This window comes from Candidatus Chloroploca mongolica (assembly GCF_004762035.2).
Lineage (GTDB): Bacteria > Chloroflexota > Chloroflexia > Chloroflexales > Chloroflexaceae > Chloroploca > Chloroploca mongolica.
In genome coordinates this window covers 1-26968 of the sequence record NZ_SIJK02000016.1, presented here as the reverse complement: position 1 = coordinate 26968, position 26968 = coordinate 1, and the positions used below count along the sequence as shown (strand labels likewise).

Below are 26968 nucleotides of genomic sequence, written 5' to 3'. Positions count from 1 at the left end.
CACGACGGATAGCACCGGGGCCTACACGTTGACCGAGGTACCCTATGGCACGCACATGCTCATGCCGACGCTCACGGGCTATACCTTCACGCCACCGACGCGTACCGTGACGGTCACGGCGGCGCTCAGCGGCCAGGATTTCACTGCACAGGCGGCGACCGCACAGGTGCGCGGGCGTGTGCTGCACCACGGCGGAGGGGTTGCTGCGGTGACGATCACCGATGGGATCCGCAGCGCTACCACGGATAGCACCGGGGCCTATACGCTGACGGGGGTGCCGCGCGGGACGTGGATCCTCACGCCCAGTCGGAACGGGCATGCCTTCACCCCCGCCACGCGGACGGTGACCATCACGGGCGACCTGCGTGGGCAAGACTTTGTCGCGATCCCGGTCGTGACGTCGAGTCCGATGCTCAACCTCAACTACCTGCAGGGTGCCCCCGGCAGTACCTTCCTGCTCAGCGGACTCCAGTTTCCGCCAGGGGCGACGCTGCAGGTACGGATCAACGGGATCGTGCTCGAACCCTCGCTGACTGCCGACGACCAGGGGCGCTTCACACTGATGCTGACCACGTCTCTTGAGGCGGCCCCAGGTCATTATGTGGTGGTGGTGAGCAGTGAACCAACCGGGGCAGCACGTCGGTTGCAGCAAACCCGCGTGGTAGTGCAGGCGGCATACGAACTGGTTACCAGTGGGCCAGATGCGGTGGTACGAGTGCCGCTCGAAGGGGTAGATGCCGACGAACGGACGGTACCAGCAAGTATCGTTCCCCTCGCGCAGGTGCCACGGGTCTATCTGCCGCTGGCGCTCCGGTAGCCACTCGACTGCCCCAGGGTATGGATGTGCATTGGGGTAGCGTAGCGCAGAGCGTTTCAGCCGCCCATGCCCCGCTCGTACGAGCGGGGCATGGGCTTTGACCGCATTCGGATGCCACTCTGCCTCAACAAATCAGCCGTTTTCATGCGACTTGTGGAAGAGTTGGCAAGCAGGTGCAAGGCGAAGCCTTGCCTCAATGACACGAAAGGTCTACCGTCATGAAGATGTATCCAGTGCTGGTGCTGGTGCTGATCTTGCTGCTGCCGTCAGCAAGCCCCACGGTTGCGGTGCTTGCACCGGTTGCCACGCAACCGATATGGTTGGACAATCAGCTCGACGAGCGCCCGGCGGCACCTACTGAGCGCCAGCATGCGCTTGAGCTCAGGGCTGAAGTCGAGTTGCCCTCGGGTATGCTGTTCCATGGCCTGCATGTGGTCTGGCGTAATAGTCTTAATACTGTGATTGGCAGTGCTCCTGTGGACGCCTCTGGCAGGGCGGTAGTACCGGTGAACGAGACCGGACTCTTTCTCGCTGAGTTGCTTGATCCGACGGGTAGCGCCATACCTCTGGCTGAGCCAGCAATCGCGGTCATTGAAGCCCATCAACCACCACCTCCGCCAATCCTGCTGAGGCCACTTGCCAGTCATAGCTGGATTGCACCCGCGGACGCTGCTACCTCGAACGAGGGCGCAATCCAGCAGTCTACCGGGATCATCACAGGAGTAGTGCGCGATGAAACGTCCGCTGCACCAGTGAGTGGGGTACGAGTGAGAGCAGGTTCCCAAAGTGCGATCACTGATAGCGGTGGCAACTACCTTATCACTGGCCTGAGTTCCGGCCAATACAAGGTGCAGTTTATCCCTCAAGGCCAGTCCAGCACGCTTTCCTATCAGGGTACTCCTTGGCTTAGTGTCTGGCACCCTAACCAACTCGACGAGAGCGCTGCTGTTGCGGTTACGGTTGTCGCAGGCCAAAGCACGACGGTGAATGCTGAGCTTCCGCGCGGGGCGCAAGTCAGCGGAACGCTGCTGTTTCCATTAGAACCTGTTGGAGTGCGGTTAAATCTACAGCTCCTTGATGTTGGTGGGCGTACCCATACCGAGATCCCGTTTACCTGGCAGGGAGGAGGGCTGCAGCCTTTTCGTTTTACCACCAATGCGTTACCCCCGGGTATGTATACCCTGCGTGTCCGCATGAATAATGGCGGAAGCTTGCAATTTGCCAGCCAGTACTACAACCAGCGCACTACTCGTTCACAAGCCGACCGTATTACGCTGAGTAGCGCAGGTGTGACCAATCTTGGCAATATCATGATCGAGCGTGGCGGTTCGATCAGTGGAGTTGTGACGACCCATACCGGTAGCAGCAGCGCAATCCTAGTTGAAGTGTTTGATGCCGATGGTGATATTGTGATCACAACGCGCACCGACTGGCTTGGCGTGTACACCTTGCCGGTGGGGCTGACCCGCGGGTTTTATCGCGTTGGTTTTGGGCGTGAGCCACCCTCAGCTTCCAGTACGCCGCAGTTTATTCCCAGTTACTACAACAACCAGCCAGATTTAGCCAGTGCCACACCGATCGAGATTACTTCTACCACTACCTTGACCGGCATTAATGCAGTCGTGAGTACACGCGGGGTCATTCGTGGACAGGTGACCAACAGGGCAGGGGAAGGACTGCCTGCTGTCTCAGTCAGCATCTATGATACGGGCAATAGCCTGGTTGGCTCAGTTACAACCGATACAGGTGGTTTTTATCGTTCGCCACCGCTACGTGATGGAACCTACCGCCTGGGTTTTCGCCCCATGAATGCCTCCGCAATCTATGTACCAATAAGTTCCTGGGATCACCCTGACCAGGCGATCATCCGGGTACGTAAGAATCAGGTTGCGCAGTTTGACCAACAACTCGAACTCGGTGGTCAACTCCACGGGCGAGTGATTGCTGCCGACACAGGCATGGGTCTTCCCGCAGTGATGGTTAGTGCGGTTGGTTATCGTTTCGGATCGGCGCGTGTTGCAACTGCCGCTGATGGAAGTTTCACCATCCCTGGTCTACCCAGCGACTCGTACTGGATCGAGGTCTCTCCAAACCGCAACAACAACGCCTCCCTCGCGTACTACCTTACTCAGGTTGCCCTGCTGCCCCAGACCCGTTATGCGCTCACTGCACCTGACCAAATAGACGGAGTCGAAATGAGCCTAGCGCGTGGCGGTCAGATCAGCGGGCGGGTCACGGCTGCCGATAGTGGACTCCCCCTCAGCGATGTCGCTGTCGAAGTATCGGACTGGACGAATAGGTATATCCATACCGTCTACAGCGATACGAATGGAAATTACCGCACTGCAGGATTACCTGATGGCGACTACAAGCTAATCTTTAGCACACGTTATTGGAATAGCGCATCGCGTAACTATGCGTTAGGGAGGCTAGAGCCAATTGCGCTCCGCCAGGGTGGCTTGGTGACTAGCCAAAATATCAGCCTAAACCATGGTGCCCAGGTCATTGGGCGTATCGTTGCTTCCGATGGCGAGCCAGTGCGGGCCTGGATCGATGCGTATGGAGCAACAGCGTCTCGTTACAGTCGCAGTGACCCTGATGGTAGTTTTGTATTGGCCGGGATTGTCCCTGGCAGCGTCCGGATCGGCTTCAGAGGCTCGATCCTGATTGACAGCGCTGAAGGCGGCGAGTTCCATCAGGTGAGCGAATTCTACGCCAACAAGCCCAGTTTAAGCACGGCCGATCTGGTTACCCTGAACGCCTATCAAACCTTCGATCTGGGTGACATCCTGCTCGATGGCGGTGAGGCGTTGAGTAATTACATGATCACAGGTCGCGTGCTAGATCATGAGCGTAACCCGATTGCAGGTGCGACGGTACAGATCGCAGGTGGGGCTCAGGTTACGAGCGATGCAGAGGGCAACTATAGCGTGCGTGACTTGCCTCCCGGCGAATACCTGGTTAGTGTCGAGGCTGAGGGCTACCGCTTCGCGTCACGCACTCTGCGTGTGCCACCCAATCGCTATCCGATTCACTTCGTAGGTCAGCCCCGTGCCTCGGGTCTGTGTGTAGGTAACAGCGGTTTTTCGCCAGGGGCACCCGCCAGTACCGACTCGTTCTTTGTGGCAGGGCATGGTCTACGCACCGATACACCTAGCCAGACCAGCTGTGCTTTCACGGTGCAAGTGCCGCGCTTCTTCGGGGCGACTCTGCCAGGGCGGCGCTTCCCTGATGGTACGACTGCTCCCGGTACTGTTCAGATCGAGTTGATGCTACGCCATCCCGACGGCGGTAGTGCGCGGGTGAAGTTGCATGATCAGGATCTGGAACCCATTGCACTCACGCATCGCTACAGGCCCGTGATCATTGAACTGTCAGCTGAGCAGAGCGCCGCCCTGATCAATGATGCCAGTGCCCATGGGGTCGTCCAGTTAACGGATAACCAGAAGTGGATCGATAGAGTCGCTACCCCACTGGTACCAGGGAGCAACCCGATCGTTGTGAGTGGCCCCGCCGGGCTTGAGGTAGCCTGGGCTGGCCTGCGCGTCAAAGGGGCTATGTACCCGATTGTCTTCGTCCACGGCTGGACCGGTAGCCCTGATACGTTCCGTGTCTTTGCTACAGGATTGCGTACGCAGCCATTTACGCTCGAACCATGGCCGCTGACACCACGAGATATTCCCCACCTGGATGTTAGCCGCATGTTCTTGGCACGCGGCGTCTATCCGAACGAGCATATGGTGAAACTGCTCAGCCACTATATCGAGGTCACGCGGCAGCTTTTCGGGACAGATAAGGTTAACATGATTGCCCATAGTCGTGGCGGGGTGATCAGTCGCCTAGCGCTCGAGGATGCAACCATCGCCAGCCAGATCGATAATATCGTCGGCATCTCGGCTCCCCACCATGGGTTTGATACCGGACAGCTTCCATCAATTAATTGCGTTAGCTCCGACGATGATGTAGATGATTTTTCCTGGCGTTGCCTTGTAACCATCAACAATCTTTCTCGTCGGGCCATGCTGAATTTCAACTATGGCAATGAGTGTCGTAGCCGCTTCCAGCAAACCTTGCCTTTTAGCAACTGCGTCAAACAGTTCACCCGCCAGGAGCAGGCGGCGTATACGGTCAATTTCTGGAATTTCAATGGTGATGGGCTTTTAGAGATCGCTGATGAAGAGGCGTTACCGCCCTGGCTCAACTCATGCCCGGTTCGCCCACAGCCGCAGCGTGACGGTGCCCCCCTGGATGGCAATTTTCCCCTCAACCATGTCAGCATTAACAGCCATCCGGATGTCCTTGCCGCTGTGCTACGCATCCTGCGCCGTCCCCCCAATACATCGCGTCAATGGGAGAAATTGACGCGATGGGAGCCCTACCACTGTGGGGGGACGAGCGCAAACCTCGCCAGCACCGCCAGCGCCCCAGACTATCAGATTGCGCTGGATCACAGCGGGATAATCAGCGCCGGAACGACCCTCAGCCATACGTTAGCCCTGCCCTCGGGTGAACCAACTGTCGTTATGGTTGGCCCCAGTGATGCACTCATGGTCAGCCTGCGGAAGCCCGACGGTAGCTTGATCACGCCGACGAACCTGCCCCATGGCGTTACGTACACCACAACCACGAGCTTTGGGAACGTACCCATCGTTGCCTATAGCCTCGCCACGCCCGTGGCGGGCAACTGGCAGGTTGTGATCAATGCTTCTACCGCGACGAACTATGCGCTCACGGCCTTCGTGCATACTTCGGTACGCCTTGAAGCCGAGCTTGAGGCGGGCACACTGGTGCCGGGCACCCCGATCGTGATTGCTGCCCGCCTCAATGATCGTGGCACTGCTCTAGGCACCAGCGTGAGCATGCAGGCCCTCCTCGACGGGCAAGTGTATCCGCTGCGCGATGATGGCCAGTCCGGTGATGCGGCGGCGGGTGACGGGATCTTCACTGCTACCCTCCCCGCACAGAGCCAGGCGCGGCAGGCATCGATCACCGTTCGTGCAACCTGGCCAGGCGGCTCGCGCCAGAGCACCCTCCCACTCAACGTTGCCGAGCCACTTGCACGGATCGAGGGCAGCAACGGTCTCTGGCTCAACGAGCCAACGCTTGACGGGCGTTGGCGTGATCTGGCGAGTTACATTACAATCAGCGCCCCTGAGCAGAGCTTTTTGCACCTTAGTGGGGTGTTGCGTGACGAGGACGGTGCCGAACTAGGCCCATTTGCGCAGATCGTTCAGGTCTGGCCTGGCACCAGCTATATCTTTGTACGTTTGGACGGACAATTGATCCGGACGGCGCGCGCTAGTGGCCTGCTCCGCCTGACTGATCTGCGCCTCAGTGGCACGCTCCAAGGACGGCCCACGCTCCACCATACCGACCTTGAGGTTGTGGCATCCATCCCGATTGACTGGCGCGACATTGCCAGTGAGTCAATCACCGCGCAGTTCGCTTCATCTGGAGTGCGTGGCGCTGACGGCTCGCTCAGCTTCAGCGCCACGGTGCAAGTCGACGTTGCAGACACCTATAGCTGGCAAGGAGGGCTCTATACACCCGATGGTCAGTTAGTGGCGACAAGCGAGCCCGGTCAGCAACGGATCGATGGTGAAGGCTTGATCCACATCCGCTTTGCACCCGGTACGCTCAGTGATGCACTCTCAACTCCGCTCGAGCTACGGACGGTCGTCATTGAACAGGCTACGGGGCCGAACGTTGGTTACTTTGGCTTTGATCGTGGCCTTGCCACATTGGAGGCTACAAGCGATTGGCATGTCTTCCTACCGCTTATTCGGCGCGGTTCCTAGTAACGCTGGCCCAAGTACTTCGCCCGCGCCATCAGCAGAGCCGAAATAATCGGAGTTCCCGGCGGCCGCAACGCAGGGCCGCACTGGTGGCGCGGCGTTCGCATCACGACCATGCTATAGCAGAGGTGGATCCTGGGGTTCCCCCATGCTGACGGCAGCGGAGCGCCAGGGCGCGGACGGCCTCTGCACGCGGTGTCGCTAGCGGCGGGCCTGGCAGCGGAACTGAGTCCGCCCGCCCGCCCCGACGCGCCGCTACTCCCGCGTGTGACCACATATGCGCCCTCGATCTCGCATGCGTGCGCTCGCGCCACGGCCACGCGCACGCTCATTCCGCCGGCGCAAAGAAGGGCACTTCGACAAACTCAACCGCTTTGCGTTTGGCCGCTTCGCCCCGCCGGTCGTAGCTGGCCGTGGTCGTCACTTGCGCGTGCCCGACCAGTTGTTGCACCGTCGCCAGGTCAATCCCGGCATCGAGCAGTTCGGAGATATAGGTGCGGCGCATATCATGCGGGGTACAGGCGGGGATGCCAGCTTCCTGGGCTCGGTTGGTCAGGATCAGGGCCACCGCTTCGGCGGTGATCCGCTGGGTGCTGAAGCGGCCCCCTTTGTAGGCGCGGACGAACATGGCCCCTGGCTGGGTGCCGCGCACCCCGAGCCAGACCTCCAGTGCGGCGCGGGTGCCGGAGGGTGCCCAGACCCGGCGATCTTTGTTGCCTTTGCCGCCGCGCACCAGCAGTTCGCCGGTCTCGCGGTGATAGGCCTCCTGATTCAGCGCGGCCACTTCGGCGCGTCGCAGGCCGGTGCCCCGGATCAGCGCGAGCACGGCCGCATCGCGGCGACCGAGCGGGGAGGGATCATCCGCGCAGGCCCGCAGCAACGCCCGTACCTCGCTGGGGGTGATCACGCGCCCGGTGGGTTCGCGGTGGCCTTTGACGGTCGGCACCAGCACGGCCCGTTGATACTCCTCGGCGGGGAGCTCGCCCAGCCGGAAGACTTCTTGCAAGACCCGGCGCAGGGCAGCGAGGATCTTGTTCGCCGTGGCCGGGGCGTAGCGTTCGACGAGGGTGGCGCGCATGGCGATGGTGTGGGCGTAGCGCACGGCCCCCCAGGGGGTATGGAGGCAGCGCACGTCCTGGCCGTCGGTGGTGCGCACCTCGGCCACGCCGAGCAAGGCGGCCACGGTGTTCAAGGCTTCGCGCATGGTGCGGCGCGAGCCAGGGCCGAGGCTGGCAAGATAGAGGGTGGCGGCGTTCGGGCGAGCGCTGTCCGGGTCATGGGTGCTCAGGTCGCCGTCGCGAGGCGGTTCCGGGTCAGTTGGCGGGGTGGGCGGGGCCAGGTCGGTCATGGGGGGCCTCCGTGGGCAATAAGTTGTGAGAACTCCCCTTCTCACGACTTATTCTACCACCCCACCCGCCCCTGGATCGCACACCCGTGCGCCCTCACCGCTACGGGGAAGAGCCGCAGGCGCACGGGCGCGTGGTCGGATCGTCGAGCGGCGCAGGGCGGCGCGACGACCCTGTGTCTGGAGATCGGGGGCGAGGATCAGCCTGGTGGCTCCGTGCTGGTGTGGCCCTGGGCGTCGATGGACGAGCAGGGCCGTTCGGCGTACCTGTGATCATTGGGGATGCGCAAGCGCGCCCTCTTCGTTCGCGTGGCCTGCGGTGCGGTCGGGGTGTTGGGGACGATCAGGGCTGATCATCGAACCTGCGCCCGGGCTCTAGATTCCATCATCTCCCGCGAGCCCGCGGCTTGCGCTGGCAGGCATGGGCTTCGTTGCCGATTTGAGCCACAGCGCGGCATGGCTGGCGCGGCGGGCGGACGTTCGGCGGGATCGTGTCACACGAACCTGATCCGCCCCCGTCATAGGCCGAACGCGTCTGCCCGCTGCGGTGAGCGGCGTCTGCCGCAAGCGCAGGCTCGCCAGGTCGCCCGCCTCATCGCGGCGTGATCGTCCAGGCTCCATCGGCTGTGATGTCCCAAAAACACCGCGAAGCCGGTCCAAAGACGACCATGTGCTCGCTGTCAACGGTGCCAATGGCATTGACGAGCAGATCATCGTCCGTATCACAGTGCAGGAACACGGCGAAGTTGCTGCCACCCTGGTGCGTAAAGTGATAAGACCTCAGATTGCTCCTCTTCTGAGTATGGCACGACCATGTGACAACGAGTGTCACACATACGCATTGATGGCTCTGTTTTCGCCAACACCATCGGGATCGCTACAGGGGAGCGCTGTAAAAAAGACTGGTTGTTTTGACGCAAAGGCGCAAAGGTTTTATCTATCTTTGCGCCTCTGCGCCTTTGCGTCAATACGGATCGGTATGGGCAGCGTTGCGTCTTTGCGTCAATACGGATCGGTATGGGCTGCGTTGCGTCTTTGCATCTTTGCGTCAAAGTGGATGGAGTTGGGCAAGTTTCGCTCGTTGCTGTTCAACCTCCAACTGACGACTGGTTCGCGTGCGCATCGTCTTGTTCCAAGGGTAGCGCAACAGGGTCGCGATCATATTTTGCGCTTCTTTATCCCGCTTCTACTACCGGCAGAGGCCAGGCCAGCAGCAGTACATTCAACGCCCCTACCCGCAATGGCCCGCCCGCGCAGAGCGTGCGCAGCAGTTCACGGAAACGGTTGCGGGCGATGGGCGTGGTATGGGCGGCCTGATTGCGCGCCCGTACCAGGATGTCGATTTCGGGGATCAGTTGTGCGATGTTGACCACAAATGCAGTATCTTCAGGGTCAACCTGGCCCACCCAGACCTGCGCCAGGTGCGCGGCAATGCGTGCCCACAACGCTGGGTGCTTGCGGTAGACGCCACCTAATGCGCCGAGCGTTGGTTTGCCATATGGAAAGTCGGCCCCTGTGATGCCAGGGATGGAGAGGAGGCGCCGCTGCAACTCGCGCTCGAGCACGCGGGCGACGTGGATGATGGAGGCTGAGTAGTCGTTGGCCTGCACGTCGTCGAGTTGGTCGCGCAGGTAGATCGCCAGCGCGAGCGATGCGCGTTCGGTGGGGCCGATCAGGGGGAGGGTGCGATCCAACCCAATGTCGCCGAGTTTGGCTTCGTAGCGCCCTAGATCATGCAAGGCACCGGTGATTTCGGCGAAGCGGCGGGTCAGTCCTTCGATGCGACTGACGGCATACTCAATGGCGGTTTCATCAAGCGTTTCCAACGCGCCTACCGCAAAGAGACGATCCAGTTCGCTCAGCAATTCGTGGGCGGTACGTGGTGGGCGCACGGGCGGTGTCGCCCCGACCTGGCCGATGATATGGCACAGTTGCTCGTCGCGGCAGCAGTGATGGCTACGACTGACCAGATCAACGCGCCAGGGGCCGATATGTGGCTTCGGGCAGACCAGCAGGTCTTCTGGCGCGAATGCAGTCCCGTCGCGCCCCAGCATTGCCCCGCGCTCGCTTAGGCTCAGCGGGTCGAGGAAAACGCCGTGGCAGGCTACCGGTACTTGCGCACGCAACGCCTGGTGCGCTTCGTCAAGCACTGCCACCAGGGTGGCGTGCGTTGCGGCCAATCCGCCGATCTGCGGGCATGCTCGCCAGATCGTGATCGCTGCATCCGGACGTGTGCTCTGCGCTGCTGCCGGTTCAGGCCATACCCGGTAGAGCGGGCCGACTGCTGCGGTCGCACTGAGTTGTTCAAGAAGGTCGCTGTCCTCCAGGTCAGCCGGGCGTTCAGCGCTCTGGAAGGCAAAGAGCAAGGCCCCGCGCCGTTCACCGGTCAGCTGCAGGTCGGCGATCATGCGTTTGATCGTTCCCGACGGCGCACGGACACTATCGCGAGGCTTGTAGTACTTCGCATCGAGCACATACCCTGGCTCACGCCAGATCAGGCTGCCCTGCTGCCTCACCTCGGCCCGCCCGTCGCGCTCTAGGTAGAGATCGGGCCTGACGCCTGGAGCCTGATGCCAGTGATGGGGAATAGCGCGGTCGTGCTGGAGCCAGTAGACCCGTCTGTCGTCACCCTCACCCCAGTGGAAGCGCAGTCGCATCGTCCCTACATGCCAGATTTCTCGCACGCCCCGTCTTTCCAGCAGTTCGGCGAGTTCGTAGAAGAGCCAGATCTGATAGAGGTAATTGTCACGGGCCGGATCCGCACCAAGCATGGGGGGAGCGTTGGCGGATAGGTTGCGCTCAAGGAGGCGCAAGCCTCTGAGGTTACGCCGCCAGGCCAGGAGATCATCGTAAGCGCTGTTGTGACCAGGCACAAGGTGTGCTTCGACCGCTCGCTCTAGATCGATAGGCCGCTGTTCGGCATCACCGTTGGCGATGGCTTCAGCCTCACGCACCAGACCGACAAACTGTGGGAAGGCCAGTTCACGGGTCACCTGTTCAAGCATCTCGTGCAGGGGATGGCGCAACGCCATAGCGCCAGCTACCTCTCGTTCGGCATCCAGGCGCACCTGGATTGCAGCACGATATTCCAGCAGAGTCACCACTGTCAAGAGATTCTCGGGGGTTGCAAAATGACGCCGACGCTGGCGGGTATGCACGTGCAGAGGCGGCTCACCAGGGCGATCACGTAGACCCGCAGCAAGCGTATGTGCCCAGTCGATGCGCCCTCGCGGCGGCAGTTCCTCGATCAGTCCCTCGCGTGGAGCCAGGAAACTCAGCCGACGCTTGATGCGTGGCAGGATGGACGCAAGCAGTTCATCACGCAGATAGATCAGCACGGCGAGTTCGCGGTACGGGTGCAAGACCGTGTAGTGCTCATCGTCAAACAGGCTTCCCAGGCGTGGCGCAAAACTGCTGCCCAGTCGCCGCACGTCGTGGCGTAAGAGCAACTCAACCATTCGCCCCTGGAGCCAGAGGAACGCTTCACGTTCCACGGATGAAGGATGAATGGTGAAGGATGCAGCGTGGGCCATCTCAGCACGCGCCTCGTCGCTCATAGTTTGCCCCGTCCGCGCTGTTCTTCTGCCGGAGCTTGGAGACAGAACTGTTTCATCCGTATAGTCTTTCCTATAAACCTCGCTCGCCGATCAAGTCGCGTAAGCGCCGTCGAAATGCGCCTGATGGCGGCAAGGCAAGGGCAACATCGCTGAGGAAGACCCGCCCAAGCTGCGCAGCGCTCAGCAGAGTCTCTTCGCGTACGGCAAGGTCGCTCGTGCCGTGGATGGCCGTGTCACGCTCACGCAATGCGTACAGGTAGCCAGCACGTCGCCCGGGTGGTAACTCGCGCACAATCGCTTGCACTGCCGCCGCAAACTCTCCTGGCTGACCGGCGTGCTCAAGAAGGGCGTCGAGCGTGCGCTGCTCGTCTCGGCTGAGTACCTGCAACTGGTCAGCCAGGCCGTCGGCTAAGGCCGTATCCAGCGCTTCGTCCCAAGGCATGCCTACCCGCACCCCGGTCAACACATTCAGATAGACGGCAACCACCTGGGCTGTGCCGAGTTGGCGGAAGACCCGGATAGCGCTAAAGATGCGCCAGAACGACTCCAGGACAGTCGCGACCTCGGGTGTTTCAGCCTGCCATTGGTAACGCCGCGGTTTGTGCGCGTCGGTAATTGGCTCGACGCGAAGCACCCCCGGCCAGCGAAAGCCCCCCGCCGCATCGTGCTGTTCAATCGCGGCGAAGCCATCGTCCCGCATTCGGCGAAGCGCCTCCTTTAACGCGATACCCTGTTCGAAGATCGCATCGGCCGGCGATGGTGGCAGCACGTCGATGAAATCGAAGCGGCGCTTCATTGCCTCTGAGATCTGGTTGAGGAAGTGGCGGTCGAAGCTGTTGAGGGTGCCGATGATGCGAAAGTCACGTGGGAGCGGAACCTCGCGCAACTCACCCTCACGCGTCGGCACCGCCAGTGTCGCCTGTTGTCCCCCGCTCAAGGTCGTGAGCAGGCTGCCGAAGGCGGCGTCAATCGGGGCACGGGTAAACTCATCGATCACAAGCCAGATCCCTCGGTAGCGTCGGCCTTCGTGATGACGATCACGGCGGAGAAAGCCGCTTGCCGGTGGAGGCAGGCGTCGTCCACGCTCGGTGTCCTGATAGTGCTGGAGGAGCACCCGCGTCAGAACCCCATGTTCAATGGTATAGCTCAGGGCACCGCTCGTGCTGTCGAGACGGGGGCCAATGCCGCCAACGACATCACGTACGCCCCAGTCTTCGGTCGCAGTAACGACGAGGGCTGCATAGCCATGTCGCTGCTCGGTGACCTGTTCGAGCGGCGGTAGATCTGGGCTAAAGGTGAGTCGCTGGAAGGTGATGGGGGCTTCGCGCCAGAGCAAGCTAGGGAGCCGCCGGGCTAGTTCCGTCTTGCCTGTGCCTGGCGGCCCGCTCAATACCACGTGGCGTCCTGCCAGCAGCGAGCGGTATATGCGACGGATTACGGCATGATCAAAGAGAAGTTCCTGCCCCAGTTCGTCCATACGCTCTTCAAAGGCTTCGACTGGCGGTAAGGCTGCGTCGGTAGCCAGGTGAGCGAGGTCGCTGCTGAACGTACCGCTACGCTCGTCTTGCAGGGTCGTGAATAAGTGTGCGTAGGCCAGACTCGCTGGATCAGTCGCTTCCGCGAGAGTCAGGTCAGGGAGACTCGGCAACCACGCGTCACCGTCGACGGTGACCAGGCCTGCCTCGGCGTACCAACCGACGAGTCTGATTGCATCGGCCTCACCGAGTTCGGGGGCGAAGTGCTCGACTGGTTGGGGGGTCTCTGTTGCCGCCAGGCGTGGCAAGATCGCCTGCGCTGGAAGGAGATACTGCTCTACTGCACCCTCCACCGGGGCAAGCAATGCCAGCGCACAGAGCCGCAGCAGAGCCGTTTCGTCGCCGTTTACATAGGGGCGGCTCCGGTAGTTCTTTGGTCCGGCACTCATGATCAGTCGCAACTGGAGCAACTCAGCCACTAGGTCGTCGGCATCGAGTGCCGCGCTCAGCGGCGGATCACTCGCCTGCGCCCGTGCCAACAGTTGCTCGGCGGTCAACTCTGTGTCGCCCATCCCGCGGGCCAGGCTGAGATACGGAGCCAATTGCTCCCAGCCGGTCGGCAGTCGACTGGCGCTGCGCGGTTCACCCGCGTCATCCACCTGGAGCAAGCTGAGCAGCGTGTGGTAGTCGTCGCGGCTCAGCGGCATAACCGTATGCGGGTTCTTGATCCGGTTATAGAGATGAGTATAGTTGGCATGGCGCAAAGCTTCGAGCAGATTCTGCGGCTCGGCAGGGGCATCGGCCCACGCTACGCGCAGGTATTGGGTAAACTCATCGCCGAGCGTCGTCGCCGCACAATCTGCCCGTGGCCGTTCGGGATCAAAGGGACTGGTGACCACCCCGATCCCACCGATCACCCCACCCTGGACGTAGGCGACCACGCGGTCGCCTGCACGAATCTGGTGAAAGCGCTTGACACTCTGATTCTGTGCATCGAGCGGCCACCCAATCGCGATCACCCCATGACGTCGGGCGTTCTCCCAGAGCTCGCGCGGAAAATGGATCCGCCAGCAGCGTGCCGTCTCCTCGGCATAGATCTTTGGCGAACGCGTCGGTGGCTCAGGCAGCACGGCGGGAAGTTCCAGGTCATCCGCCGCGTCGGCTGCGGTGGCGGCTGCTGCGAGCATCCAGCTATTCCGCCCCCGGTTGTGGAAGCGCTCATCGCGCAGCAAAATGCTGGCAAGCGAGAGCTGCGGTGTCTGACCGCGCAACTCGGCCAGTCCCTCCATCTGAATGCGCGCAAGAAGGTCACTGAGGTGGAGGGGGCCGCCACCAGCGCGTGACAGGATCGTGAACGCAGCATCAGCAATTGTCATGTGAGTTCCCCTCGGCGCACCGGCAGCAGTGGTGGGTCGGTCGTGTGGATGCATTGCTGGCGCAACGATCACCTTCATGGCCTCCTGAAAGGCTGCATAGTCGGTGCTGCTGGCCAGGATACAGATGATGCCATAGCGATCGCGCTCAAACGTGAGCGGCGGGCTGAAGCCCCGGAGTTGTTCTAAGCGCTGACCATCAGGCTGATCAGCTGGTTCAGGATCAGTCGCGCCGTCTCGACCCCACCACGTTCATTGAGCAATTGCAAGAAGCGCGTCGGACGGTAGCCGATCTTGAGCGCTTCCTGATAGGTCGTAAGCAAAGCCTGATGGAACTGGGCGGCGCGATTCGGGTCGTTCATTGAAGAAGCTTTCACAAGAAATACATGCGAAAGCACAGATGCTTTCACTCTCCTATTATGCGTCACATGAAGCGCTCTTTCAAGACGAACGCCCTCGTCATCCAGGGCGATTGCATCTTCTCTTCACGCGCCCCACCATGCCTGACGGATTAGCCCCATCCGCCCATACCGTTGGCGTCAACGCCTCGGCTCTCGCGTACGAAGCCGGCCTTCGCCGGCTGAGTCAGGCCACGTAGATACCGTGGCTTGTAGGGCTTGTCTCTCAACCCTGCCGGAACACGGACAGATGCAAAGTTCAGCGATTCGGGTCGTCGTAACGCTCGAACGTTCCGTCGTCATAGAGGACATAGAGCATTTTGCCGCGCCCGAGACCAACGGGGCTAAAGAGCATCGTTCCTTGCTCAAACGATTGAAATGCACCGTCAAAAGGCCCATCTTCGTAGCGCGTTCCCCAACCCAGGGTGGTGCGTACCCACTCCTGCGTTCCCCAGACCAGTCCAAAGCCACGAATCGGGGCGATCAGACCGGGGGGCGGTTCGGCTGGTGTCGGAGTGGGTTCATTCATCAGACGATCCTGCTCATACATGCGCCATGTACCGCGCTCGCTACCGGCTAGCGCATAGATCAGGCGCAACGGATCATAGTAGAACATACTGCCGCGCTCATACGGCTGCTCGGCAATCTGACCACCGCGCTCTGGCTGAGTTGGACAGCCGATGCGCTGCTGAATTTCAGGGTTGCTGCGCCAGATCATGCCAAAGCCTCCGACGAGATCGATGGCGCAAGATCTTGCAGTTGTGGTGGGCGAAGGCATTTCGGTCGTTGCCGGAGTGGCCTCGGCTGGGAGCGGGGTCGTCGTGACGGATAGGGCCGTTGGTAATACGGCTGCCAGTGTAGCTGATGGTGCTGCCGTAGGCCCAGCATCGCTGTGCGCTGTAGCCTCAAGCACAGCGATGAGCGTTGATGTGGGTACACGCTCAGGGGTAGGCTCTGGTACAGTGGTCGGCAAAGCTATGGCTGCAAGCGTGGATGGTGTGACTTCTACCAGGGACGGCGCTGGCTGTGGCGGCATGCTAACACCATCCAATCGCCCAACAAAGGCAAATATGAACAACAGCGCGAACTGAACGAGCAGCAAGGCCCCGCCCGCGAGTGCCACAAGCTGCGCCCAGAGACGTTGGGTGGGGCTGATGCGGGGGTACACGGCGACAAATGCCCCTCCGAGAAGGATCACCAGGGACAGGGTTATGCCGACGACGTAGCCTGCGAGGCTCTGGGGATTGCTGCGCGTCACGGTGTAGGTCACCACGCTCGAGCGGTTCGCCACATCGTCGTCGGCAAAGGCGTAGAGCATCGTCACCTCGTCCGCGTTAACCGCAAACGGTCCCTGGTAGAACTGGTAGCGCTGCCCATCGGTCGAGTAGAGCACCTGCTTCACACCAGAGCCACCATCCTCGGCGGTGATCGTCACCAGCCAGCGATCGCCCTGCGGGACGACGAAGATCTTCACCGTCGGCGGCTCGCTATCACTCGCCACCGCGCTGCCGGCCACTATCGTCGGTGCTACACCGAGATCAACGCTCCCACTGTTATTTGCTTCGGCAGACGAAACCATCGTTGCTGCGACAGTCGCTTGCGCCTGATCGGCACTCACGTCAGGTCGCCACGCCGGGTCATCGCCCAATTCGGAGATGCGCTGCGGCACGCCGCCCGCAGCGCTGATCAGCCAGAGTCCACCCGTCCCACCGCTGATGCTCCCGGCAGAGACCAACCAGGCGTTGTCTGGTGCCCAGTCAATCGCTGAACTCGAATACCCATCGCCCAAAATCCGCCGGGGTTCTGCATTGGGATTCGCTGCATCAACGAGTAAAAGCGCACTGCGCCAGTTGCCTGACGAATCTCCTTGAGGGCAGTCAGCCGCGATGACGGCCAGCGTTGTGCCATCAGGTGACCATGAGGCATCAAACGTACTCTGGACACCTCCTGGCCACGAACAATGATAGTTGCCGTTATTCCAGACAACCTCGGCCTTCCCCGTTGCTAACTGACCCCAGCCCATATCAGCGCTGGAAATCATCATTACATGATCGTCAGCCAGCACTTCGATCTTATCGAGCACATAGCTATTAGCGGCTACGACAGACTCTTGACCGGGCTTTATGGCACGAATCACGTCCCATTCACCCACGATCTGATTGTGTTCATGTGCTTTTGTAATCCGCACAAAGAAGAGCACCCCGTCGGGCGCAAATGATGGCAGGTACTCGTCCTGCCGATTCGAGGAGAACTGCTCTGTACTGCCGCTCGCCACGTCTAAGACGTAGATGTCGTAGTTCCCGGCGCGGTTTGAGGCATAGGCCAGTCGCCGTCCATCTGGTGACCATGTCAGTTGAATGCCACCACGCCAATCGCCTGGTAAGCCAACTGTCCCATCGGTCACAAGCGGCGTGGTCTTGCGGCTGGCAAGATTGAGCAAGTAGATGTTGCCGTCCTGCACGTAGGCAATCTCGCCGGTGGTGGGCACGGTGGGGAGAGTGGAGACGGGTGATGGGCGTGGGGATGTTTGCGCGGTGCTTTCTGTTGCCGACCTTGTCCAGCGCAGGTCGGTCGCATGCTTTGGCAGGTCGATCACCTTTCGTAGCCCGCTGCCGTCTAGATTGACGACCCAGAGCGCTACCTCACCAGACTGGAGTTGGCCTGGGTCGCTGGTGATGAAGGCCAGGGTCTGCTGGTCAGGCGCGAGCACCATTGCGCTCGCGACTTTGCCTGCCACGAGCACGCGGTTGTCGCTGCCGTCTGCGTTGGCGAGGACAATATCATACTGCGGTGACACCGGTTCCGAGCCCCAGATACCCTTACAGATATAGCGGCTGTAGATAAAGCGCTGATCGGCTAACCAGATAGCGCTGATCGGGGTGCCGGAGAGCGACGTTGACTCCCTGTTGGTACGCTCCAATGATCCGCTGCAAGCTAAATCCCACGTATAGATAGCGCGCTGACCATCAGGGTGGACCCAGCCTGGATATACACCAAAGCTCTGGCCCTGCATCAGGCTGACGGTACGCGAAGCCAGATCAAGCTGGTAAAAGGCGCATACGGCAGCCTCACCCATCAACGGATTACAAGCGACAAAGAAGACTTGTGTGGCATCGGCGCTCAAAACGAGTTTTGGGAGGAAACTGCTACCGAAATGAGAGAAGGTTAGCGAAATTGTTGTAGGAAATTGCTGATAAAAAGCACTGCTTTCTAGGATCACCTGACGATCACTGCCGTCTCGGTTTGCTCGAAGAATCTGAAAGGGTTGGCGATCATTGAAATCAACTGGCCTCCATGAGTCAGACACTTCGATCCAAAGGAGCGTGTTGTCTGGCCCAATGATGCTGCCAACTGGCGGTGCTGTCCCCATCGTCGCACTGCTCGTGTTGTTCAGGTCAACCAGGTACTGTTGCCCACCCGCGCTGTAGACCAGGCCGGCAACTTGTCCAATTGACGGAATGGGCATGGGCGTGGTATTGCCTGTGCCATCGCCTGTGCCATCGCCCGTGGTCACGCCATTGCCCGTCAGATCTTCGGGCTGGCCTTCTAGAGGGTCGCCCCAGCAGCGCAGGCCGCCGGCTGTTGTCACGGCACAGGTATAGTTATTCCCAGCGCTGACCTGGCTGACTGGGCCGAGGTCGGCGGGTACACGGATCGCATCGCTCGCGTCGCCACCCCAGCAGCGCACTGTCCCCGCCGTGGTCACCGCACAGGTATGGTTGAACCCGGCGCTGACCTGGCTGACGGGGCCGAGGTCGGCGGGTGTCGTTCCGTCGCCCCCCCAGCAGCGCAGCGATCCCTGCGCGTCCAGCCCACACGCATGCTGCCCTCCAACGCTCACCTGCTTGCGTGGGCCAAGATCACGAGGCATGCCCCCCTGCTCATCAAGCCCCGGCATGTTGCCCCAGCAGCGGACGGTGCCAGCCGATGTGAGCGCACACGTGGTACCAGTCCCAGGAATGCCGATGCTCGAACTGATCTGGTTGACCGAACCGAGATCGGTGGGAACCTTGATCTGACCGCTCAACGGCATCCCCCAGCACCGCATCGTGCCAGCGTTATTCACCGTGCAGGTGATCTTCGCACCTGCACTGACGTGATTGATCGGGCCGAGGTCGGCGGGCACCTTGGTCTCGCCATAGTCGTTGCTGCCCCAGCACTGCACCGCACCGGCAGTGGTTACCGCGCAGGTATGGCTGAACCCCGCGCTGATCTGGCTGACGGGGCCGAGGTCGGCGGGCACATTAATCTGACCGTTCTCATTGCGGCCCCAGCAGCGCACCTCACCGGTACTCAACAGCACGCACGCATGGCTCCACCCGAGACTCACCGCCTGCACACGCACGTTGGACTGCGTGGCTGGGGCGGCAATCAGGGTGCCACTGACCATCGACAGCGGCGCGCCGAGGATGCCAAGCAGCACAGCAACAATGAGGGCGAACCGGAGTATGCCAGGCGTCAGGCGCGCCGAGGACGGATGGACAGTTGTGAGGGAAGACATGGTGCAAGCTCCTGTTCAGACGTAAGCGTGACGCTATGCTGCCGGGCGGGCTGGACGTGGCCGTGCGCACCACCGAATCAGGCCCTTGCTGGTGCGCTGGATGGTCATACTCATATAAAGCTCTGTGCCCATCAAATTCCTGCGAAGGCAAGATCTCCGTCGTGGCGACCGTCCCATCGGGAAACCCGAGGCGCTCGATCCGTGAGGGAGCGGTAACGCCTCGCGTGATCCTTTGTCTTCATCAGTACCAGATCATGCCCAACAACTCTTGCCTTTCTGTGAAGAGTTGCGAAAGCTTCACGATGAGGCCTCGTCGCAGAGTTCACCCCGAGAAGCAGGCTGCAAAAAAGGCCGGTTGTTTGACGCAAAGGCGCAAAGATATGTAATACCTCTGCGCCTTTGCGCCTTTGCGTCAACACGGATCTGGATGCGCAGCGTTGCGCCTTTGCGTCAATATGGGTCAACCTTCGTTGCAAGGTAGGGGGCGCATCACCTGGCCAAGGGTCTGTGGTTCGACTTGCGAATGTGCATGCGTTTTTATACCATCGCTTCGATCTGCGTTAAGATTCCTCGTGCAATCAGTGCTTCGATATGGGCCTGGACGTCGTGTGGGTGGCGCCCGCCACGTAGCAACAGACCCAGTTCCATGTTGAGGCTCAGTGCGTAGCGGGTTAGGTTGGCGCTGGAGATGAGCATGGTCTGCCCGTCGGCGATAGCACATTTGACATGCAGGGAGCCATGCCGTCCGTCGTTGTCGCGTGGCCGCTGGGCGAGCGGCCACTGGTAGATCGTTGCGTGCGCCGCGACCTGTGGCCCCAGCGCGACCAGGCTGTCATAGGCGATGTTGCCGGCCCTGGCGTGCGGTGACTCGATGATGAGGCGGAGCACGATCCCCCGCTGGGCCGCCCGACGGAGGGCGATCCCAATTTCGGGGATGTCGTAGACCGCAAAGGCGATGATGAGCAGATCCTGCTGCGCTTCGTCGATCAGTCCTTGCAGTACCTGGGCAGTGCGTCGCAGCGGTTGCCCGCTCGCCGGCCCCGTCCACACGACCTCGACGGTCTGGACGCGGCGCTGCCGACTCACCGCCGTCCCGGCCGCCTGGAGCGCCAGGGCAACACTGGCTGGCGGCACCGTCGGAGCCTGCGTCTGCCAGGTGGTGATAAACGCCCCAACCTGCTCGCGATAGTGCGGTGCGGCCAGCACCTGGGTCGCGGTCGTGTGCAGCGCCGGCCATGAACCGGCAGGGATGGGCGCGATCGCCTCAGCCAGTGGGCTGATGGCTCCCTCGGGGAGCCCCTCGAGCAGCGTTGCTATCGCTTCGAAGAGCGTGCTCGTCGGCAGGGTCATACGCTCCCTCCAAAGAAACTCAGATCGCTCCGTTCGACCGTCGGCACGAGCAGCGACCGATCCAGGTAGCGGTTGCCACGCTCACACGAGGTCTCGGGGACAAACAGGCAGGCGTGGCAGGCGGCTCCATGCAGCGTCTGCGGCCCGGTCAGCGGGGTGTGTTCTGCGCAAAGTGGGTCAGAGGCGCAGAGCCGCATCGCGTCGAGTGCCCCGGTGATGTGGCGTCCCAGGATGTGGGGAGCACCCAGGCTGACCAGTCCGCCCAAGGTGCCTTCGCTGTCTGGGGCCGCCGTATAGAGCAGCACGCCCGCCATGGGCCCCTCATCTTCGGTTGGGGGCAGCGCGTAGATCCGCTCGCGGAGGCTTGCGACCGTGTAGCCGCATTCCAGGGCGAGTTGGCGGATCATGGCGTGCGCAAAGGAGTGCAGCAGCAGCAGCCGCACCCCCGGAAAGCCTGCCATTGGCTCGGGTAGGCGGCGGGTTCGCCGCCAGTTGACATGCGCTTGGAATACCTGGCGCTCGAAGGCCTGCACGGCTGGCTGGTGCTCCCAGGTCTGGATGGCTTGCTCATCAAACTGGAAGAAGATCCCCTCGCCGCGCACTTCGACCGCCGGTACCCACAGCGGTGGCTTGCGAGACAGGGGGGCACGATGATCCGCGGGTAGTTCCCCCGACTCGGCGAAGTCACCGGGCGAGGTGATGCGCGTGAACCCGATGCAGGCCGCAACTTCGCGGAGTTTCTCCACCAGGACAATGCGCTCGAGCACGTGACGATAGGCGGGCGGCGGGGCTACGTCGGTTACCTGGAAATCGGGGAGGCGCGGGGCACTGGTAGGATTGGTGAAGACCTGCCACTCTGGGGCCTTCAGGCTGCGGGGCTCGGCGCTGGCATTGCTCCCGCCACCGTGTTTGCGCTCGATCTCGGCCCAGAGCGCGTCATCACTGATCTGCACAAACGCCTGGAGTTGGCCAATGGCCCGGAACGCCTGGAGCACCTCGCGGCTGCTCACCTTCTCTAGAATCACCCAGTGGGCCTCAACCAACTGGCCCACGGTATCGACGGCGGTTGGCACCGCCAGGGCGGTAAGGGTGAGCCCGAACCAACTGTTGGAGGCACCAAGCAGGATGGCTTTCATCTGCTGATCGCAGCCATGCTCAGCAAAGTCGCGCAGGTGCGGATGGCGACCGCGACAGGCCGGCATGGCGTGCTTGCCCTCCTCGCCGAAGGCGTCGGACATGCGGCGTTGTGCGCCACAGGCATCACATTTGACGATAATATCAGTCGCTTCGCCGGAAACCCCGAGTTCAAGCAAGCGGAGCGCCCCGGTACAGGAGCTTGGCCCCTGGTGGACGAAATAGTGCCAGGGGAAATCGTCGAGATGGCCCTTCTCGCAGGCGACCAGAAAGCGGGCGGGAAGCACCGTGGGCGGAGCCCCAGGCTTTGTGCAGTTGGCATGAACGTAGCGCGTCCGGTCGGGCCGGAAGTTGTCGCTCTTGAGCTGAAACAGATCCGAGTCGCGCGGGGCCAGCAGCCGGCAGTACGGGCAGAGCATCCAGCGGGGAAACGTTGCCACTGGCACGCCGATCTGCGCGGAGCCATCGAAGGGGTTGTCGCTGCCCTCGGGCTGGATGGGCGGCACGCGGAGGCTTTTGACCTGAGGCCCCAACTGCTCCTGCACCGCCAGCAGCAGCCGTTCTTCGCCGATCTCAGTCGCGTAGGCGGGCGACCAGTCGTCCAGCCCCATCACCATCACCGACAGATGCGGCAGGTCGATGATCGCCCCCACGCCGAACGTATGGAGGAGTTGGCTCGGCCGCACCTCGCCCACGCGATAGCGAGGGGATGGGGGATAGGGGATGGGGGATGGTGATCGGGTCACGAGCTTAGCCTTTCTTCTGGAGAGCGTTGCGGAACGCGTAGAGTTGCTGATGGGAGATGAGGGATGGGGTGGATGAGCACGTCACAGCCTTAGCCTTTCTTCTGGAGGGCGTTGCGGAGCGCGTAGAGCTGTTTGCTGAGGGTGACCGTCTGCTGTTCGATCACTTCTGCCTGTTCCGCTGAGAGATAGCCAAGCCGGCGCGCAATCTCGCTTTGCGTTTGCACCTCGGCGAGGGAGCCCTGAGCGATGGAGAGGTGGTATACGTACTCGGCCGTGTGCTCACGTGCGTGGCCTTCGGCAATATTCGAGGGCACTGACACGGCGGCGCGGCGGATCTGGCTGGTCAGGCCGAACCGTTCGTCGGTTGGGAACGCCTGACTCAGGCGGTAGATTGCCTCAACCAGATCCATCCCCGCCTGCCACACTCGTAGATCACGGTAGTTCTGTACGCCCACCTCAGCACCTCCTTCCATCCCCTATCCCCCGTCATCTCATTCCCTATCCTTTGTAGTATCCCGATCACTCATGAACGGTGTGTAGGGCCGTTCGCCATCCTCTATTCCCCATCCCCTATTCCCCGCCATCCCATCCCCCATCCCCCAATCCCCATCCCCCAACACCAGGCCGACGCCAGGCTCCACATCGCGGAGCGAGTTGAGGCAGGTGAAGTCCTCCCAGCGCCCCGCCTCGGTGTGCTTGAGCAACCCGACGGTCAGCCCATCCTTCTTCGGCTTGTAGCCGAGCACACGCCCGCCGGCCGTGCGTCCGGCCTGCTCGCGCCAGTTGTCCAGCAGGGCGCGCAGGGTCTGCTCGACCTCGACCCCAAGCTCGCGCCGCCCGGTTATCAGCGCGGCACGCTCGGCGAGAATACGGATCGCCTCGATAGCGTAGGGATGCGACGCCACCAGGCGCCCCGCCCGATCATTGGCGTTGAACTCGTCGCCGAGCAGCCGCACCAACGTCACCAGCAGGGCGGCCAGGCCTCGCCGTAGGGCCTGGGCCGCAAAGGGCGTGACGGACAGGGCCTCGACCTGCTGGTAGAAGGTCGCGTGATAGTGCTCGAACTGCTCGTAGTGCGAGAGGTCGCGGGGCCGCGCCCAGTTGAAGATCGTACAGACCAGGCCAGGATAGGTGCGGCCCACGCGGCTGGTCGCCTGGATGTACTCCGCCGTGGTCTTGGGCTGTCCCGAGACGATCATCAACCCCAGGCGCTTCACGTCCACCCCGACCGAGATCATATTGGTGGCGAGCAGCACATCGAGCGGGGTTGGGCGATCAACCTTGGCACCGCGCTTGCGTGCCGCACTGCGCTGCGCCTCATCGGCCGGGTCAAAGCGTACCTCCAACAGGTCAAGGATGCGCGGGATATCGGTCGCCCCTTTGCGCGAGGTCAGTTCTTCCAGGGTTGGTGGACGTCGCCGGGCCAGGCCGCGCTTGTCGGCCTGGTGTAGCCGCGAACGCACATCATCTTCGACCAGGCGACGCATGCCGCCGAGCTCGCGCATCGCGTTGAAGTACCCGACCAGGGTCATCCAGGGATCGACATGCACGCCATACTGTTGATAGAGCATCTGGGCCGCAGCCATGAAGGCGGTGTAGACCCGGATGAGCACGGCCTTCTGGCGCTTGCCAATTGCACAGATGCCCAGGTAACGGCGGCCTGGTTCGTTGCGCACATCCTGCTGTTGGCGGGCGAAGAAGTTGTCGCTGGCCTCAAGCCCCTGTGGGGGGAAGACCGCGACCTGGCGCAAAAAGAGGGCGTGGATCTGATCGGGGGCGCGACGGATGGTCGCAGTCGAAGCGATCACCTTGGGGCGCACCCGTTTGCCGCCAACCTCCCATGTGGCGAGCCGATCCACCGCCGTCTCATAGAGGCCGACGAGCGTGCCGAGGGGGCCACTGATCAGGTGCAATTCGTCCTGAATGATCAAATCCGGCGGGCGCAATGGATTGTGTTTGCGCACCTGCACCGCAGGCAACCCACCCTGGGCGGGATGCCGCTCTTTATCGTCGAGATCGGGTGAGCGGAAGCCGTGGCGGGGGCAATAGCCGTCCACCTGGCCGAAGAGCATGCCCGTTGCCCCATTCCAGGGTAACTGAGCGAACTTGTCGACCGTGGCGATCACCAGGGCCGGGAGCCGACGATAAATATCTTCATCAACCACCAGGATGGGCAGACCCTCGCCGTCGGCCTGCCTGCGCGAGAAGGGGCAATCGCCGAGCGCATCGCCGCAATAGACGATGGTACGCCGGGTCAGCTTGTTCACCTGAAGGTGGTTCTTCTCAGGCTGGATCTTCGCTCCGCACCAGGGACAATTGGTGAGTTGCGCGGGCGAGCCACTGCCGCCCACACTGCTGGCCCGGCTGCCTTGCCCATGATCCCGCTTGAGCGACTCATTGCTCTGCTCGCTGGTATTCGGCGTAGTACGCTGGCCCACCCACAAACCAATGCGAAACGGAGTGCTCCCCCAGCGCTCAGGATGCTCGCGACGGATCATTTCGCACGCACAAATCAAGGTAGCGGCGCGTTGGAACTGTTGGAGGGTAAGCAGGCGCAGGGTATAGCGCATCAGCACCGCGACGCCCTCCATCCCGCTCCGTCCCTCAACCGTACCCTGGAGTCGCCGGATGCCCAGCGTATACGCCGTCAACCCCAGGTACGCTTCGGTCTTGCCACCGCCGGTCGGAAACCAGAGCAGGTCAGCGAGGGCGGTTGGGCTTTCGGAGCGATCAGGATGGTGGAGATCGGTCAGCGCAGGAAGATTGAGCAGGATGAAGGCGAGCTGGAAGGGACGCCAGGAGCGATCCTTCGGCACGTCAAGGGCGTCTATCGAGGGTTCAGGGTTCAGGGTTCGGGGTTCGGTCGCGCTATCAGGGCTCTGAACCCTGGCCCCTGGCCCCTGAACCCTTCCGCCCTGTCGGCGCACCGCCTCGGCGTAGAGCGTGTGGAGGCGCTGCTGCCACATCGCCCGGTTCATGAAGCGGAACGCCTCGGCGGCCTGGGTCGTGGTATCGAGCAGCGTAATGCCGTCCTCGATCCGCGTGAGGGCCGCACGGCAGCGGTCGAGCGCCTCGGCAGCCGTCCCCTCGAAGCCCTCCAGGCGCGCCGCCGGGTCGCCGATGCGCGCCTGCTGCTCGTCAATCCAGCTGCGGTAGGCCTCAAGCAGCGGGCGCAGCAATGGACCAAATCCGCCGTCTGCGGTCTGGGCGAGCACTTTCATGTCAACGACCAGGCCCGCCAGGGCTGGCACTTCTGCTTCGGTCGGGGCAATGGTCTTGGGCACTTCATACGTCGGAACCACCACCGTGGTGAGTTGATGTGCACAGGTCGGAGTGGTGGCAGCGACATCGGCATGCACGCTGACGCCATGGCCGACGGCGAACTCAACCTCGTTGCGGTAGAGCATCGCCATTGTCATCTCCTCACGCATCGTCTCCGGGTCGCCATCGGTCTGGAGCACTGCGCGTTGCTGAAAGACGGCGGCATGATCGAGAGCGGTCACCCGCAGTTCAGGTTGGAAGATCCAGGCGCTATCGCGCAGGCTCGTCGGCTCGGCCTGGGTATTGATCAGAAAGAGGGTGACAATCCAGTCACGGCCTGGCTTCCGACAAATACCACGGACAAGCACCTCGGGTTGCTCAGGGTCAGGGGAAAACGGCTCGATGGGGCCAGGCTGAAGCACCAGGTTATGCCCGTGTCCGCCCATCGGCTCACGCTTCCAGACGGTCAGGGGTGCCCCGGTCTTCTCACTCGTTACATACGCACTCTTCACCCGATGATAGCGGCCCCAGGAAGCCGTGATCGTCAGTGCGGCACAGGCACCCTCGACGGTGAAGGTCATGCCAAACGACGAAGGAAACATCGTAGGGGCCTGGGTCGCGCCCTGGTCAATCGGCCCATCATCAGGGGCATCTTCACCGCCCTGGTTCAGATCATCTTGCTCTTCCGGCGCAATCTGCTGCTGACGCGGCGCGAGCATCCCAACCAGGTAACGGTCACGCACACTCCCCTCAGCGATCTCCTCCTCGGGCCCACCAGCCGGGCCGAGCAGGTCACGCAGCACCAAGTGCTCGAGCTCGGCGCGGATCGCGGCAGGGGATGGGGGGGTGAGGATCTGGGGTCTGGGGTCTGGGGTCTGGGGTCTGGGGTTCAGGGTCTGGGGTCTCGGGTCTGGGGTCTCGGGGGGCGTAAGGTTTGAACTCAGCAGTTGGTTTTTTTCTCCCAGTAGCCCATGCTCTGCCTCCGGCAACGCGCACTCCGCACCCTGCTCCCCGATCCTCGGTCCCTGCTCCCCAAGACCCGCTCCCTGATCTCCCAGACCCGAGACCCGAGACCCGAGACCCGCCTCCGCGTCCCCCAGACCCGAGACCCGAGACCCGAGACCCGCCTCCGCATCCCCCAGACCCGCCGCCTGATCTCCCAGACCCGCTCCCTGATCTCCCAGACCCGAGACCCGAGACCCGAGACCCGCCTCCG

General features: G+C 62.0%; 11 protein-coding genes. 2 read left to right on the top strand and 9 right to left on the bottom strand.

Features of this window, described 5'->3' with window-relative positions:
- Together EYB53_RS10665 and EYB53_RS10660 are read left to right on the top strand one after the other, a co-directional pair.
- On the top strand, positions 1-817 hold an 817-nt coding region (locus EYB53_RS10665), incomplete at its 5' end, for a PGS family Ig-like domain-containing protein (RefSeq protein ID WP_167857342.1).
- 218 nt (positions 818-1035) lie between these two features.
- A complete protein-coding gene (locus EYB53_RS10660; RefSeq protein ID WP_135478172.1) occupies positions 1036-6615 on the top strand; it encodes an alpha/beta fold hydrolase in 5580 nt (1859 codons plus the stop codon).
- Between the two features lie 325 nt (positions 6616-6940).
- Here EYB53_RS10660 and EYB53_RS10655 read toward each other — a convergent pair whose 3' ends face one another.
- From EYB53_RS10655 to drmA, 9 genes are all read right to left on the bottom strand, one after another.
- Positions 6941-7960, bottom strand: a complete 1020-nt coding sequence (locus EYB53_RS10655) for a tyrosine-type recombinase/integrase (protein ID WP_135478171.1) — start codon at positions 7958-7960, stop codon at positions 6941-6943.
- A 1172-nt stretch (positions 7961-9132) separates the two neighbouring features.
- Positions 9133-11514 carry a hypothetical protein gene (locus EYB53_RS10650; RefSeq protein WP_135478170.1) on the bottom strand — a complete coding sequence of 794 codons (2382 nt, stop codon included), beginning with the start codon at positions 11512-11514 and terminating at the stop codon, positions 9133-9135.
- Positions 11515-11584: 70 nt separating this feature from the next.
- On the bottom strand, positions 11585-14365 hold the full coding sequence (locus EYB53_RS10645; protein ID WP_167857340.1) for an AAA family ATPase: 2781 nt from the start codon (positions 14363-14365) through the stop codon (positions 11585-11587).
- A gap of 182 nt (positions 14366-14547) precedes the next feature.
- Positions 14548-14739: a hypothetical protein gene (locus EYB53_RS10640; protein ID WP_135478168.1), complete on the bottom strand. Its 192-nt coding sequence runs from the start codon at positions 14737-14739 to the stop codon at positions 14548-14550.
- A gap of 280 nt (positions 14740-15019) precedes the next feature.
- Positions 15020-19261: an OmpL47-type beta-barrel domain-containing protein gene (locus EYB53_RS10635; RefSeq protein ID WP_135478167.1), complete on the bottom strand. Its 4242-nt coding sequence runs from the start codon at positions 19259-19261 to the stop codon at positions 15020-15022.
- Between the two features lie 537 nt (positions 19262-19798).
- Positions 19799-20611: a DISARM system phospholipase D-like protein DrmC gene (drmC, locus tag EYB53_RS10630; RefSeq protein ID WP_135478166.1), complete on the bottom strand. Its 813-nt coding sequence runs from the start codon at positions 20609-20611 to the stop codon at positions 19799-19801.
- On the bottom strand, positions 20608-22491 hold the full coding sequence (drmB, locus tag EYB53_RS10625) for a DrmB family protein (RefSeq protein WP_205712629.1): 1884 nt from the start codon (positions 22489-22491) through the stop codon (positions 20608-20610). The genes drmC and drmB overlap by 4 nt, the downstream gene beginning before the upstream one ends.
- A gap of 89 nt (positions 22492-22580) precedes the next feature.
- Positions 22581-22946: a four helix bundle protein gene (locus EYB53_RS10620; protein ID WP_371879098.1), complete on the bottom strand. Its 366-nt coding sequence runs from the start codon at positions 22944-22946 to the stop codon at positions 22581-22583.
- 36 nt (positions 22947-22982) lie between these two features.
- Entirely contained in the window at positions 22983-26741 is a 3759-nt protein-coding gene (gene drmA / locus EYB53_RS10615; protein ID WP_256439698.1) for a DISARM system helicase DrmA, read from the bottom strand.
- Positions 26742-26968: the final 227 nt, after the last annotated feature.